Origin of the sequence: Streptomyces sp. NPDC014864, from assembly GCF_043081525.1 — a bacterium.
Lineage (GTDB): Bacteria > Actinomycetota > Actinomycetes > Streptomycetales > Streptomycetaceae > Streptomyces.
This window is the reverse complement of the sequence record NZ_JBIBWT010000008.1, coordinates 305147-319091: the sequence shown is the minus strand read 5'-3', so window position 1 is coordinate 319091 and position 13945 is coordinate 305147. Positions and strand designations below refer to the sequence as shown.

The 13945-nt window shown below is 75.5% G+C and carries 9 protein-coding genes; 1 reads left to right on the top strand and 8 read right to left on the bottom strand.

What is annotated here, in order from left to right:
* Nucleotides 1-46: 46 nt before the first annotated feature.
* Both ACF1A5_RS17640 and ACF1A5_RS17635 read right to left on the bottom strand, forming a co-directional pair.
* Nucleotides 47-1153, bottom strand: a complete 1107-nt coding sequence (locus tag ACF1A5_RS17640; protein ID WP_392193823.1) for an aminoglycoside phosphotransferase family protein — start codon at nt 1151-1153, stop codon at nt 47-49.
* Between the two features lie 222 nt (nt 1154-1375).
* On the bottom strand, nt 1376-1582 hold the full coding sequence (locus tag ACF1A5_RS17635; RefSeq protein ID WP_392193751.1) for a hypothetical protein: 207 nt from the start codon (nt 1580-1582) through the stop codon (nt 1376-1378).
* A gap of 602 nt (nt 1583-2184) precedes the next feature.
* Here ACF1A5_RS17635 and ACF1A5_RS17630 point away from each other — a divergent pair.
* Nucleotides 2185-3651, top strand: a complete 1467-nt coding sequence (locus ACF1A5_RS17630) for a protein kinase (protein ID WP_392193750.1) — start codon at nt 2185-2187, stop codon at nt 3649-3651.
* Nucleotides 3652-3769: 118 nt separating this feature from the next.
* Here the strand turns inward: ACF1A5_RS17630 and ACF1A5_RS17625 are convergent, their stop codons facing one another.
* From ACF1A5_RS17625 to ACF1A5_RS17600, 6 genes are all read right to left on the bottom strand, one after another.
* Nucleotides 3770-4588 carry a TrmH family RNA methyltransferase gene (locus ACF1A5_RS17625; RefSeq protein WP_392193749.1) on the bottom strand — a complete coding sequence of 273 codons (819 nt, stop codon included), beginning with the start codon at nt 4586-4588 and terminating at the stop codon, nt 3770-3772.
* A 78-nt stretch (nt 4589-4666) separates the two neighbouring features.
* Nucleotides 4667-5899 carry a uroporphyrinogen-III C-methyltransferase gene (gene cobA / locus ACF1A5_RS17620; protein ID WP_392193748.1) on the bottom strand — a complete coding sequence of 411 codons (1233 nt, stop codon included), beginning with the start codon at nt 5897-5899 and terminating at the stop codon, nt 4667-4669.
* 145 nt (nt 5900-6044) lie between these two features.
* On the bottom strand, nt 6045-10595 hold the full coding sequence (gene cobT / locus ACF1A5_RS17615; protein ID WP_392193747.1) for a nicotinate-nucleotide--dimethylbenzimidazole phosphoribosyltransferase: 4551 nt from the start codon (nt 10593-10595) through the stop codon (nt 6045-6047).
* A gap of 347 nt (nt 10596-10942) precedes the next feature.
* Nucleotides 10943-12154, bottom strand: a complete 1212-nt coding sequence (cbiE, locus tag ACF1A5_RS17610) for a precorrin-6y C5,15-methyltransferase (decarboxylating) subunit CbiE (protein ID WP_392193746.1) — start codon at nt 12152-12154, stop codon at nt 10943-10945.
* Nucleotides 12155-12280: 126 nt separating this feature from the next.
* Nucleotides 12281-12919 carry a GNAT family N-acetyltransferase gene (locus ACF1A5_RS17605; protein ID WP_392193745.1) on the bottom strand — a complete coding sequence of 213 codons (639 nt, stop codon included), beginning with the start codon at nt 12917-12919 and terminating at the stop codon, nt 12281-12283.
* Between the two features lie 172 nt (nt 12920-13091).
* Nucleotides 13092-13922, bottom strand: a complete 831-nt coding sequence (locus tag ACF1A5_RS17600) for a MetQ/NlpA family ABC transporter substrate-binding protein (RefSeq protein WP_392193744.1) — start codon at nt 13920-13922, stop codon at nt 13092-13094.
* Between the last annotated feature and the right edge of the window lie 23 nt (nt 13923-13945).

Sequence of the window (13945 nt, the reverse complement as noted above, 5' to 3'; positions counted from 1 at the left end):
CGGGTGTCGCCAGGACAGACTCTGTCCGGCTGCGGTCGGTTGCACCCTACTTCGGCACGCCCTGGGTCAACTCCGCCGGGATGCCCCTCATTCGGTCGCAGGCGTCCACCACGGCCCGCTCCACCTCGTCCAGCGGCCGGTCCGCCGCGGTCGCCCGGACGACGGCCAGGGCCGCGGTCTGCACGGTGAGCGCCCGGGCGGATACGTCGAGGGCGGGCCAGGGGTCGCCGTCCGCGGGCACGGCCGGACCGCCGGCCGCCCGGTAGGCGTTCAGGAAACGGGTCCACTCGTCGGGCGGCAGCAGCCCGCAGGCGAACCAGGCCGCCGGGCGGGCCAGGTCCCAGGCCGGTACGCCGGTGCCCAGGTCGTCGACGTCGATGAGCAGCCAGGGGCCGTCGGGCGCGGGGTGGCGCACGAGCTGACCGAGGTGCAGGTCGCCGTGGCAGAGGACGGCGGAGTCCGGCATGGGCGCCTCGCCTCGGGACCAGGCGGGGAGGGTGTCCCAGGCCCGCAGCACGGGAGCCGCGGCGGGATGCCCGGGCGCCACGGCGAGAAGACGGTCGCACGCGCGGGCGGCCTTGAGGGGGCCGCGCATGGGCGGCGGCGCGGCGGCGGGACGGATGTCGGGGGACCCGGCGCGCGTCGCCGGCGGGGTGAGGGGACGGGCCTCCCACTCACCGGCGCGTGTCGCGGGCGCGGTGGCGGAACGGGCGTCCGGGGTCCCGGCGTTCCCCGGCGGCGGGGTGAAAGGACGGGCGTCCGGCGCGCCCCAATCGCGCGCCGGGGGCACGGTGGCCGGGGTGGGGAGCGGGCTGCGGTGGAGGCGGGCCAGGAGGGTGGCGGCGGCTTCCCAGGGGGCGGCGTCCGGGGCGTCGGGGTCGACGGGGTCACCATAGGGCCAGAAGGTGACGAGGCGGCCGTGCAGGTCGGCGGGGGCCGGGCACAGCGGGGACAGCAGGATCCCGGGCAGCCGGGCCGCCACGGCCAGGCGCGCGGTCAGCTCGGCGCGGTCGGCGTCCGGGGCGTGGGCCTTCGCGACGGTGTCCGCGTGGCGGACGACGGTGCCGTCCGGGCGGTCGGCGAGGGTGCCGGCCGCCTCGCAGGCGCAGTCGCCCGCGCGCGCGTGGGCGGCGGCCCTCGCGCGGCCGGTCAGGGCGGGCAGCAGGTCTGCGGTCACGGTCCCCCCGGTGGTCGGCACTGGGGGTGAGCGTACGGGGACGGGCCCGGCGGAGGGCGAGGGGCCCGGGGAAGAGCAATGCCGGCGCAGCTGTTCAGCTGCGCCGGCATTTGTGCCGTCCGCCGCACCCCCGTCCCCACGGGGTTTCATGGGTGGATGTCCCCGCCCGGACCGCTCTTCCGGGCCTGGGGTCGCCGTTCAGCGCCCCAGCATCACGCCCACGGACGACGCCTGTGTGGTCACCGTCTCCCACCCGTCGAAGACGAGCAGGAGCAGGACCGCCAGGGGAAGGGCCATCAGCGTCGCCACCAGAGGGTGGCGAGGGCCCTGACGGCGCGGGCGGAGCGCGGTGTACACGCGGCGTCCCTCCGTGCGGAGCAGTGCCCGCGGTGCCGTATGGGCCATGGTCCCTCTCCCGACCGTGCTCGGTTGTCCTTCGGCAGCGGCGGGTGCTGACCTCGGGGGACGAGTGCTGCACCCGCCGCTTGACCTCAAATCTAGGCGCGCGGCGGGCACCGGGCGTCATGCCTTCGTATCGATTGCCGGGCCTCCCGGAGGATGAGCCGTGACGCCGGGACTACTCCCCTGGGTGGAGACGCGCCTCCGGATCTCCGGGTCTTCCCCGAAGGGGTGCCCGATGCGCCCCGGCTCTTCCGGTCCGTCCGGCCGGGGTGTGCGTGACTTCGCTCACTTCCCCGGCATTCCGGCGCACCTCGGACTCCCCGCGGCGGCGCCTTCCGCCCGCCGCGGCCGCGCACCCGCGCACCGGGTCGGCGGCGCCCCCGCCCGGCGCCATGCCGTGGGCGGCGCGGTGATCAACCACCCGTGCGCGGGCGGCGGTTGAGTTCCGACACTTCCTCAATACCGGTCACCGGCCGCCTTCCTGACCGCACTTCAGCCGCACCGTGCGGCAGTCACAATCGTTCGGGTCGAGAGGGCGCGGCCTCTGCGCGCGGACGGCCCCGGAAACGTAAGCTGTGGCTCGTCACAGGGACCGGGCAGCGGGGATGAACATGGCGATGATGCGCCTGAGGCGCGAGGACCCGCGTGTCGTCGGCTCGTTCAGGCTTCACCGGCGGCTGGGCGCGGGCGGGATGGGCGTGGTCTACCTGGGCTCCGACCGCAAGGGCCAGCGCGTCGCCCTCAAGGTCATCCGGCCGGATCTGGCCGAGGACCAGGAGTTCCGGTCGCGGTTCGCCCGCGAGGTCTCCGCGGCCCGGCGGATCCGGGGCGGGTGCACGGCGCGGCTCGTCGCGGCGGATCTGGACGCGGACCGGCCGTGGTTCGCCACCCAGTACGTGCCCGGCCCCTCACTGCACGACAAGGTCGCCGACGAGGGCGCGCTCGGCGCGGCGGTGGTGGCCGGCATCGGGGCCGCCCTGTCCGAGGGCCTGGTGGCCGTGCACGAGGCCGGGGTCGTGCACCGGGACCTGAAGCCGTCCAACATCCTGCTGTCCCCCAAGGGCCCCCGGATCATCGACTTCGGCATCGCCTGGGCCACCGGCGCCTCGACGCTCACCCACGTCGGCACCGCGGTCGGCTCCCCCGGCTTCCTCGCCCCGGAGCAGGTGCGCGGCGCCGCCGTCACCCCGGCCACCGACGTGTTCTCCCTGGGGGCGACCCTGGCCTACGCGTCGACGGGCGACTCCCCCTTCGGGCACGGCAGCTCCGAGGTCATGCTCTACCGCGTGGTGCACGAGGAGCCGCACCTGCACGGCGTGCCGGACGCGCTGGCCCCGCTCGTCCGGGCCTGTCTGGCGAAGGACCCCGAGGAACGGCCGAGCACGCTGCAACTGTCGCTGCGGCTGAAGGAGATCGCCGCCCGCGAGGCGCAGGACCTGAACGACCTGCGCCCGCCCGCGCCCCGCTCCGCCGAGGCGGACCGCCCGACGGGGTGGCTCGTCGACACCTATCCGGACAACCGGCGCGGCAGCCTTTCCGCCCGGCAGCGGGCCGGTCACCCGGAGCAGCAGCGGGGGCAGCGGCGCCCCCAGGGCTCCCCCGGCACTCCCGCTCCGCGCGGCTCCGTCCCGCCCTCCCGGGCCGGCACCCCGGCGCGCGCGGGCGGCGCGTCCCGGGGCGGGAGCGCCGCACGCGGGAGCTCCACGGCATCCCGTACGGGCGGAACGCGGTCGACGCCGGCACCCCGGGGCGGCTCCCGCTCGGGCAACCGTCCCGTGCGCGGCGGCACCGGTCGGCCGGGACCGCGGAGCACGTCGACGGGGCGGCGGCCCGCCAACCCGCGGCTGCTGCGCCAGCGGCTGTTCGTGTTCGTGGTGGTGACGCTGCTGGTCGCGCTCGGCATCGCGGTGGCGCAGGGCTGCCAGGGACCGGCGCGCGGCCTCGGCGACGGCGGCGGGGACCGGGTACGGCTGGAGAAGGTACGGCAGGAGCCGGAGCGGCGGGGAGCGTGGGATGCCCGGCCGGGCCGGCCCGTTCCGGACGCGCGGCCGACGGCCGCCACCGGCGAGTGACCCGGAGCGGCTGTCCGTCCCCTCGACCACGAGGGGTTCGAGGAGTTCGGCGGTTCGGGCCCGCGCCGCTCCGGCGCGTTCGGGCCCCCGCCGCGGCCGCCGGTCCGGCGCGCCGGTCTCAGGTGCGGGGGCGGCCGGTCGCCACCGCGTAGAAGGCGACGGCGGCCGCGGCGCCCACGTTGAGCGAGTCGACGTCGTGGGACATCGGGATGCGCACCCATTCGTCGGCGGCCACCAGGGCCTGGGTGGAGAGGCCGTCGCCCTCGGCGCCGAGCATCAGCGCCACGCGGTCCATCCGGTGCGGGGCGGTCTCGTCGAGGGTCCTGGCCCTCTCGTCGGGGGTGAGGGCGAGGAGAGTGAACCCGGCCTCGCGGACCGACTCCAGGCCCTTGGGCCAGGACTCCAGACGGGCGTACGGCACGGAGAAGACCGCGCCCATCGACACCTTCACGCTGCGCCGGTACAGCGGGTCGGCGCAGTCCGGGGAGAGCAGCACCGCGTCCATGCCGAGGGCGGCGGCCGAGCGGAAGATGGCGCCGATGTTGGTGTGGTCGTTGACCGCCTCCATCACCACGACCCGGTGCGCGGTCCGCAGCAGTTCGCCCGCCGTGGGCAGCGGCTTGCGCCCCATGGAGGCGAGCGCGCCGCGGTGCACGTGGTAACCGGTGACCCGCTCGGCGAGCTCCGGGCTGACCGCGTACACCGGGGCCTGGAGCTCGCCGATGACGTCCCGCATGACGTCGACCCACTTGGCCGACAGCAGCATCGAGCGCATCTCGTACCCGGCGTCCTTGGCCCGGCGGATGACCTTCTCGCCCTCGGCGATGAACAGGCCCTCGGCCGGTTCGCGCCTGCGGCGCAGCTCGACGTCGGTCAGGCCCGTGTAGTCGCGCAGGCGGGGGTCGTCGGGGTCCTCAATGGTGATGAGATCGGCCACGAGTGATACTGCCTTGTCCTGGATGCGGTGCGGTGTGCCGACGGCTCGGCGGCTCGGTGCGGGTTGCTCACCCCGGGGTTACCCGGTTGTCCGGGGGCCGACGGCGACGACCTCTCCGACGACGATGACGGCCGGCGGCCTCACGTCCTCGGCGCGCACGGTCTCGGCGACCGTGGCGAGGGTGGCGTCGACCCGGCGCTGGGCGGCCGTCGTACCCTCCTGGACCAGGGCGACCGGGGTGTCCGGGGACCTGCCGTGCGCCACGAGCGTCTCGGCGATCCTGCCTATCTTGTCCACTCCCATGAGGATCACCAGCGTGCCGGTGAGCTTCGCCAGGCTCGGCCAGTCGACCAGGGAACGGTCGTCGTCCGGGGCGACATGGCCGCTGACCACCGTGAACTCGTGGGCGACCCCGCGGTGGGTGACGGGGATGCCCGCCGCCCCGGGGACCGAGATGGAGCTGGAGATGCCGGGGACCACCGTGCACGGGATGCCGGCCTCGGCCAGCGCCTGCAGCTCCTCCATGCCCCGCCCGAAGACGTAGGGGTCGCCGCCCTTGAGGCGTACCACCGACTTGCCCTGCCGGGCGTGCTCGATCAGGGCGGCGTTGATGGCCTCCTGGGCCATGTAGCGGCCGTAGGGGATCTTCGCCGCGTCGATCACCTCGACGTGCGGCGGGAGTTCGGCGAGCAGGTCGCGCGGACCGAGGCGGTCGGCGATGACGACGTCGGCCTCGGCGAGCAGGCGGCGGCCGCGCACGGTGATCAGGTCCGGATCGCCGGGTCCGCCGCCGACCAGGGCGACGCCCGGGGTGCGGGTGCGGAAGTGCGGGGCGACCAGGGTGCCGTCGCGCAGGCCCTCGACGACCGCGTCGCGGACGGCCGCGGTGTGGCGGGGGTCGCGCCCCTTGGCCTCGCTGGTGAGCACGGCCACCGTGACGCCCTCGCTGTGCCCGGTGGCCGGGGTCCAGGCGGTCGCCGCGTCGGCGTCGTCGGAGCGGACGCACCAGACCCGCCGGCGCTCCGCCTCGGCGGAGGCACGGGCGTTGGCCTCGCTGTCGTCGCTGGCGACCAGGGCGTACCAGGCGTCCGCGAGGTCGCCGTCCTCGTAGCGGCGCCGTGTCCAGGTGATCTCGCCCGCGTCCGCCATCGCCTCGACGGAGGGGGTCGCCTCCGGGGAGACGAGCACGACGTCCGCGCCCGCGGCGACGAGTGCGGGGAGGCGGCGCTGGGCGACCTGGCCGCCGCCGACGACGACCACGCGGCGGCCGGTCAGACGGAGACCTACGGGGTAGGCGGGGTGTTCGGCCATGTGCGGTGCGGCTCCTCGTCCGGGCGGTACGCATGGGCGCTACGGCGCTGGAGCAGCCCTGACATGCGGATTTTAGAGGCGGTTTCAGCGTACGGCCGCGCCGGGGGCACGCGGGAGCGCGTACCCGCCGGGCGCGGCCGCCGGCTCACTTCTCGGTGACGCCGGCCGAGTCGAACGTCGCGACCTCGTGCATGGCCCGCGCGGTGCTCTGCACCAGCGGCAGTGCCAGCAACGCGCCGGTGCCCTCGCCCAGGCGCAGGTCGAGGTCGACCAGCGGGCGCAGGCCCAGCTTGTTGAGGGCGGCGACATGGCCCGGCTCGGCGCTGCGGTGGCCCGCGATGCAGGCGGCCAGGACCTCGGGCGCGATGGCGCGGGCGACCAGCGCGGCGGCGCCGGCGCTGACACCGTCCAGGATCACCGGGGTGCGCAGGGAGGCACCGCCGAGCAGCAGACCCACCATGGCCGCGTGCTCGAAGCCGCCGAGCGCGGCGAGGACACCGATGGGGTCGGACGCGTCCGGCTGGTGCAGTTCGAGCGCCCGGCGGACGACCTCGGTCTTGCGGGCCAGCGTCTCGTCGTTGATGCCGGTGCCCCGGCCCGTGACCTCGGCGGGGTCCGCGCCGGTGAAGACCGAGATCAGGGCCGCGGACGCCGTGGTGTTCGCGATGCCCATCTCGCCGGTGAGCAGCGCCTTGTTGCCCGCCGCGACCAGGTCGCGGGCGGTCTCGATGCCGACCTCGATGGCCTTCTTGGCCTCCTCGCGGGTCATCGCGGGGCCGGCGGTCATGTCGGAGGTGCCCGCGCGGACCTTGCGGGGCAGCAGGCCCGGGGTGGCCGGGAGGTCGGCGGCGACGCCCACGTCGACGACGCAGACCTCGGCGCCCACCTGGCCGGCGAACGCGTTGCAGACCGCTCCCCCGCCGAGGAAGTTGGCCACCATCTGCGCGGTGACCTCCTGGGGCCAGGGGGTGACGCCCTGGGCGTGCACGCCGTGGTCGCCGGCGAAGATCGCGACGGCCGCGGGCTCCGGGATCGGCGGCGGGCACTGGCGGGACAGGCCGGACAGCTGCGCGGAGATGATCTCCAGCATGCCGAGCGCGCCCGCGGGCTTGGTCATCCGCTTCTGCCGCTCCCAGGCCTCGCCGAGCGCCTTGGCGTCCAGCGGGCGGATCTGGGAGACGGTCTCGGCCAGCAGGTCGTGCGGGTCCTCGCCGGGCAGCGCGCGACGGCCGTACGTCTCCTCGTGCACGACCCACGACAGCGGCCGACGCCTGGACCAGCCGGCCTGCATCAGCTCGGGCTCGTCCGGGAACTCGTCGACGTATCCCACGCACAGGTAGGCGATGACCTCCAGGTGCTCGGGCAGGCCGAGGTCGCGGACCATCTCGCGCTCGTCGAAGAAGCTGACCCAGCCGACGCCGAGACCCTCGGCGCGCGCGGCGAGCCAGAGGTTCTCGACCGCGAGGGCGGCGGAGTACGGCGCCATCTGCGGCTGGGTGTGGCGGCCGAGGGTGTGCCGGCCGCCGCGGGTCGGGTCGGCGGTGACGACGATGTTCACCGGGGTGTCGAGGATGGCCTCGATCTTCAGTTCCTTGAACTGCTTCGCGCGGCCCTTGGGCAGCGACTTCGCGTACGCCTCGCGCTGGCGCATGGCCAGTTCGTGCATGGCGCGGCGGGTGTCGGCGGAGCGGATGACGACGAAGTCCCAGGGCTGCGAGTGGCCCACGGAGGGCGCCGTGTGGGCCGCCTCCAGGACACGGAGCAGCACCTCGTGCGGGATGGGGTCGCTGCGGAAGCCGTTGCGGATGTCGCGCCGCTCGCGCATCACCTTGAGCACGGCCTCGCGCTCGGCGTCGTCGTAGCCGGGTGCGGCGGGACCGGTGGACTGTCGTTCCTCTGCCACTGCGGCCATGCTCTCTTCCTGGTCGGCGACCTGTGTGTCCAGGTCGTCCGCGTGCTGCACGACCTCGATCGGGGGTTCCCCGCCGGGCGCGGCGGGGGCGGTGTCCGCCCCGCGGGGAGCGGGGAGGGGGACGACGGGTTCCGCGGGGCCCTCGGGGCTCTGGGCCGCCTGCCCGGCGAGCTGCTCGGCCGGGACGACGAGCGGGTGCGGCGGAGCGGGGGCCAGGTGCGGGGTGGTGGGCACCGAGCCCTCCACCGGCACGAACCGGCCCATCGGCCGGCCCGGCTGCGCCTGGAGCGGCACGCCGGACGGGAGGGGCGCGCTCTGGCCGGGGTCCTCGGCGTGGGACGGCTCTTCCGGCCCCTGGGCGGCGGGCGCGGACGCGGGGACGCCGTCGGCCGCGACCGTGGGGCCGGCCGGATCGACGGTGCCGGGCTCGGCGATTCCGGGCTCGGCTGTGCCCGGCTCGGTCAGCCGGGCCGGTGGCGCCGCCTGGAGGCCGGCCGGATCCCCGGGGGCCGCGGCCACGGCCTGCTGGGCGTCGGTGAGGGCGTCCTGGTCCTGCCCGCCGGGAACGGCGGAGTGGGTGGCGACGGCCTCGCCCGCCTCGGCGGGCGGTGCCGACTGCGGCTGCCCGGCTGCCTGCGCGCGCCCGGGGGACGAGGTGTGGTCCGCCGCCTTCGCGGCGTCACGGGCGATCGCGGCCTCCAGGGCGGACTGCTGGGAGAAGTGCGGGAGGTGCGGGCCCGGCTCCGGCAGCGCGGCCGGGTCCTCCCCCGGTACGGCGGCGTCCGCGAGGTGGGCCGCGGGCACGGCCGCGTCCGCGCCCTGCGGTTGCTCCGCCGGGAGGGCCTGCGCGGGCTGCGGCTCGTGGGTGCCGGGTCCCGCGTCGGCCGACTGCTGGGGGCCCTGCGCGTCGAGAGGCCCGGGGACGCCCGCGGCGGGAATCGCGGTGCCCTCGGCGGGCGTCCGCGCCGGGTCGGCGTCCGCGGCTGCCGGCACGGGCGTGTCAGCGGGCGCGTCCGCGACTGGGGCGGGGGCCTGCGCGGTGCCGGAGTCTGCGGCCCCGGTCGTCGCCTGCGGGCCCTGGGCCCCCTGGGTGTCCTGAGCGCCCTCGGCGGCGGACGCGGCCTCGTGGTCCCGCGGGATCTGCGCGGCGTGGACGGCCTCCGGTGCCTGGCCGCTCTCGGCGGCGGCCGGGTCCAGGGGCTGCTCCGGTCCGGCGGCGGCTTGGTCCGGCACCTGTCCCTGCTCGGCGTCGGGCGCGGCCGTGGCCGCGTCCGGCGCCTGGCCGGAGTCGGCCGGGACCGCGTCCGGGGACGGGCCCGCCTCGGCGGCGGCCGGGATCTCGGCCGGATCCGCACCGGCGGACTCGGCGTTCGCGGCAGCCGGTGCCGCGCCGGTCTCCGACGTTCCGTCGGGCACGGCCCCGTCCGGAGTGGGGGCCGCGGCGGGGACCTGCCCGGTCTCCGTGCCCGGCGCGAGCGTGTCCGGGACCGGTCCGGCGTGCACGGCCTGCGTGCCGTCCGAGGTCACATCGGCGTCTGCGGCGGGCGCGCCCCCGGCCGTCGCCGCGTCCACGCTCTCGGGCGCGGGTCCGGCCGCGGGCTCCTGCCCGCCGGGCACGGCGTCGCCGCCTTCCGGCTCCTGGCCCGACGGGGAGGCGTGCGCGTCCGCCGGAGCGAGACCCACCTCGGGACCCCGACCGGGACCGGCGAGCTGAGCACCGTCCGCACCGGGCGCCAACGTCGCGGCACCGTCCGCACCGGACACCGTCGCAGCCGCATCCGCACCGGGCGCCACCGGCTCGGCTCCGTCGGCACCCGGAAGCACCTGAGCACCGCCGTCCGCCACCGGCACGCCGTGCGCACCGTCGCCCACCCCGGGCTCCGTCCGCGCATCGCCGACCGCTCCGGGAACTGCCGCGCCCCCGTCCACACCGGGCACCGTGAACGCACCGTCCACACCGGGCACCGCGGACGCGGCACCGTCGGTTCCGGGCACCGCCTGCACGCCGTCCGCGCCGGAGACCGGGTGCGCACCATCGCCGCCCTGCACCACCTGCGCGCCACCGTCCGCCCCCGGTGTCACCGGCGCGCCGGTCTCCGGGTCGTAGGCCGTGGCGGCCGTGTCCACCGGGGCGGGACCGGTGGCGGACGTCTGGGTCGCGAGACGGGCCAGGGTGGCCTCGGCCGGCCCGCCCGGTTCCGCGCCCCCCTCCGGAATAACCGTTTCCGCAGCCGGGACCTGCGCGCCGGCCGGCGCCGGGGCCGCCCCCCGGGTGGGAACGTGGGCGCCCCGGGGCGCGGCACCCTGCGGGGTGCTCTCGCGCGGCTGCTGGGCGTCGAGGTGCTCCGGGCCGATCGTCGCCGGGCCGGGCCGGACCGGAGCGCCCGCCGGGCCACGGTCGGCCAGGGAGCGGACCGGGCTGGCGGAGGTGTCCGGGATCGGCGGGCCGAGGTGCAGCGGACGGCGCGGAGCCGCCGGCGCGGCGGGCGACGCGTACGCCGGGTTCGGGTGCAGGACGCCGCCGAGGTCGACGGAGCCGCTGTCACGGCCGGACAGCTCGTGCGGACCCGGCTCGTGGACGGCCTCGAACACCGGTTCCGGGGCGGGCGGCGGCACCTCGTTGCCCCACGCGCCGTGCGAGCCGGGCAGCAGCAGGTCTTCGTCCTCGGCCGGGGTCTCGGAGAGGTAGGCGTACGACGCACCGTGCGTGGGGACGCCCGGCTGCTCCACCATGCCTGCGCTCTCCGGCAGTCCCTCGGCCGGGACCTGGCCGGTGTCGGTCATGCGTACCCCTCGCCCATCGGTTAAGTGCTTCTGCGACCAGCTCACCGGGAACGGCGCACCGACCGCCCCGCAGTGAAGAACGAGCGTGCGTGCCCAGCGGCACGAACGACCCGCCCGTAAAAGACGACAAAGCCATTGAGTGGCATTGTCGCGGGCGTGCCGCCGCCACGACAGCTTGATCCGTGTCGGTCCGCTGTGGACTGCGCCACGTTGCGCGTCCTCCGGTTCTGCCGTACCACACTCACCTCAAAACGGGCGGGGTTTCCGGACATTGGCGAACGAAGTTCCGGACCACCCCGTGCGGTACAACGATCGGCCAGCCTACCCCGCGCGGTACGACAACCCGATCACGGGGCGCGGTCGGGAAGTACCCCGCTGAGCAGGAACGCAACGCTCCGTTCCTTCTCCGTCCAGGCCCGCGTGTCGAGTTCGACGGACTGCAGGAGGGCGCACTCGACTTCGTACCCGTGCTCCGTGAGGTCGCGGCCGACGAGTTCGGCCTCGTCCCGGGTCGCGGCGTGCGTGACGATGCGCTGCGGGCGCCGGTCGGCGACCGCGGAGACGACGGCCGCGCCGCCGCCGCCGATCCGGACGACGTCCGGTTCGGGCAGGATCTCCAGAATGTGCGGGGCGGTCCCGTGCACCACTTGGAGGTGGACGCCGAAGCGGCGGGCGGCCGACTCGGTGCGGCCGCAGGACTCCGGGTCGCGGTCGACGGCGATGACGGCGGCGCCGCCGCGCGCGGCCTCGGTGGCGAACGCGCCGCTGCCGCAGCCGATGTCCCAGACCAGGTCGCCGACGCGCGGTCCGAGGCGGGCGAGTTGGGCGGCCCGGAGCAGATCCGTTTCTCCCTCGCCGAACACGCCGCCGTAGACCTCGGCGGGCTGGGTCCAGCCGCGCGGTCCGGCGGCGGGGTCGCGCCCGGCGATCCAGCCGACGCCGTCGCCGCCGGCGGCCGGGCCGCCGATGACGATGACGACGTTCGGGTCCCGCCAGACGTGGTCGGCGGCCTTGTCGGAGGTGACGACGGTGACGCGTTCCCGTTCGGTGCCCAGTTCCTCGCAGATGACGAAGGTGCGGTGGACTCCGTCGAGGAGCAGGCCCAGTTCGGCGGGCCCGGCGCCGGGGGCGGTCAGGACGGCGACCTTGCTGTGGGCGCGGCACACGTTCACCGCGCGTCGCAGGGTGCGCTTGTGTGCGACGACCACCTGGGCGTCGTCCCAGGGCATCCCGGCGCGGGCGAAGGCGGCGGCCACCGAGGAAACGGCGGGGACGACCTCGACCTCGAGGCCGAACTCCGGGGCGCGCAGGGTCCGTACGACACCGAAGAAGCCGGGGTCGCCGTCCGCGAGCACCACGGCGGTGCCGCGGTGGGCGGCGATGCGGCGGGCGGCGAGGTCGAGGCTGCCGAGGCGGATGCGCTCGGCGGTGCCGGGCACCTCGGGCAGTGCCAGGTGGTGGGCGGCGCCGGCCACGAGGGTGGCGGCGCCGAGCGCGCCGCGTGCCGCTTCGGTCAGCGGCGAGCCGTCCCAGCCGATCACCGTGACCCGGTCGGCCATCGTCGTCAGTCTCCAGGGGGTTCGCGCAGGTCGTCAGGGGCCGCCCGTACGGGCCCCGTGAGCGTACCCCGTCACGTCGTACGGCGTGGCCCCCGGCCGTGCCGCGTCGCCGCGCTTCCCGTCCGGTCAGCTCCATTCCGGGAACGACGTGAAACCGTCCGAGCCGGCGAGGCCGTCCCCCGCGCCCTCCAGGTCCTCCGGGAGCAGGCTCCAGACGATGAAGTCGGTGCGGACGTCGGCCCAGCCGCCGTCCTCGGTCCGCACGTGGGCTATGCAGGCGTTGCGCAGCACGCCCTCGCTGATGCAGCCGATCTTCTGCGCGACCTGCTGGGAGGCGGTGTTGTCGGCGGCGGTGCGCAGTTCGACGCGCTCGAACTTCTGGTCCTGGAACAGCCAGCGGGCGGTGGCGAGCGCCGCCTCGGAGGCGTAGCCCTCGCCGCGGGCCCAGGGGGCGACGATGTACGACAGCTCGGCGGAGCGGACGTGCCAGTTGGCCCTGGTCAGCTGCACGACGCCGACCAGGCGCTGGGTGAGGAACTCGGTGACGGCCAGGTCCAGGCCGCGGCCCTCGGCGCGCTCGGTGGGCGCGTACTCGGTGATCCAGGTGCGGGCGCCGTCCTCGGTGAAGGGCTGGGGGACGTCGGTCCAGGCGGCGACCTGTTCGTCGTTCATCATCGCGGCCAGGGCGGGGACGTCGTCCTCGTCGAGGGGACGCAGCACCAACCGCTCCGTGCTGATGGAGATGTTGGGGAAGGTGCTAGTCATGCGCCGCTCCGTAACCTTCGGTGAACCTTCAGGGCCAGGCTGAACTGCCCAGCATGCAGCATGCAAGCATCGCACCGCACCACGGGGTCCACACCCGGTGAGGGTGCGGAACCCGTGCGTGGCGACACGCCGTGACGAGCCGTCAGGCGCGAGCCGGCGGTACCGGCCGTGCTCAGAAGGAGGGGATGACGGAGCCGGCGTACTTGTCCTGGATGAACTTCTTGACCTCGGGCGAGGTGAGGAGCTTGGCGAGCTTCACCACGCGCGGGTCCTTCTCGCTGCCCTTCTTGACGGCGAGGAAGTTGCCGTAGGGGTTGTTCTTGGCGGACTCCAGGACGAGGGCGTCCTGGGCGGGCTTCAGGCCCGAGGAGATGGCGTAGTTGCCGTTGACGACCGCGGCGTCCACGTCGTCCAGGGAGCGCGGGGTCTGGGCCGCCTCCAGCTCCTTGAACTTGAGGTTCTTGGGGTTCTTGGTGATGTCCCGCGGGGTCGCCTCGGTGCCCACGCCGCTCTTGAGGGTGATGAGCCCGTTCGCGGCGAGGAGCTTCAGGGCCCGCGCCTCGTTGACCGTGTCGTTGGGGACGGCGACGGTCGCACCGCTCTTCAGGGCGTCGGCCTTCTTGACCTTGTGGGAGTACAGGCCGAGCGGCTCCAGGTGCACCGTGACGACGGGCACGATGTGGGTGCCGTTCTTCTTGTTGAAGTCGTCGAGGTAGGGCTGGTTCTGGAAGTAGTTGGCGCCGACGGAGCCGTCCTCGGTCGCCGTGTTCGGCGTGACGTAGTCGGTGAACTCCTTGACCTCCAGGTCGAGGCCCGCCTTCTTCGCCAGGTTCTTCTTGACGAAGTCGAGGATCTCGGCGTGCGGGGTCGGGCTCGCGGCGACGACCAGCGGGCCGCTGGTGTCGGAGGCGGAGTTCTCGCTGTCCGCGCCGCAGGCGGTGAGCCCGAGGGTGAGGGCCGAGGCGGCGAGAACGGCTGCGGTGATCTTGGCGGTGTTACGCACGAAAAGTGCCTTTCCTTCAGGGT

Coding starts and splice junctions, on each gene's coding strand:
- ACF1A5_RS17605 (WP_392193745.1), bottom strand. CDS start 12,919: ATGACTAGCACCTTCCCCAACATCTCCATCAGCACGGAGCGGTTGGTG.
- ACF1A5_RS17635 (WP_392193751.1), bottom strand. CDS start 1,582: ATGGCCCATACGGCACCGCGGGCACTGCTCCGCACGGAGGGACGCCGC.
- cobT (WP_392193747.1), bottom strand. CDS start 10,595: ATGACCGACACCGGCCAGGTCCCGGCCGAGGGACTGCCGGAGAGCGCA.
- cbiE (WP_392193746.1), bottom strand. CDS start 12,154: ATGGCCGACCGGGTCACGGTGATCGGCTGGGACGGCTCGCCGCTGACC.
- cobA (WP_392193748.1), bottom strand. CDS start 5,899: ATGGCCGAACACCCCGCCTACCCCGTAGGTCTCCGTCTGACCGGCCGC.
- ACF1A5_RS17630 (WP_392193750.1), top strand. CDS start 2,185: ATGAACATGGCGATGATGCGCCTGAGGCGCGAGGACCCGCGTGTCGTC.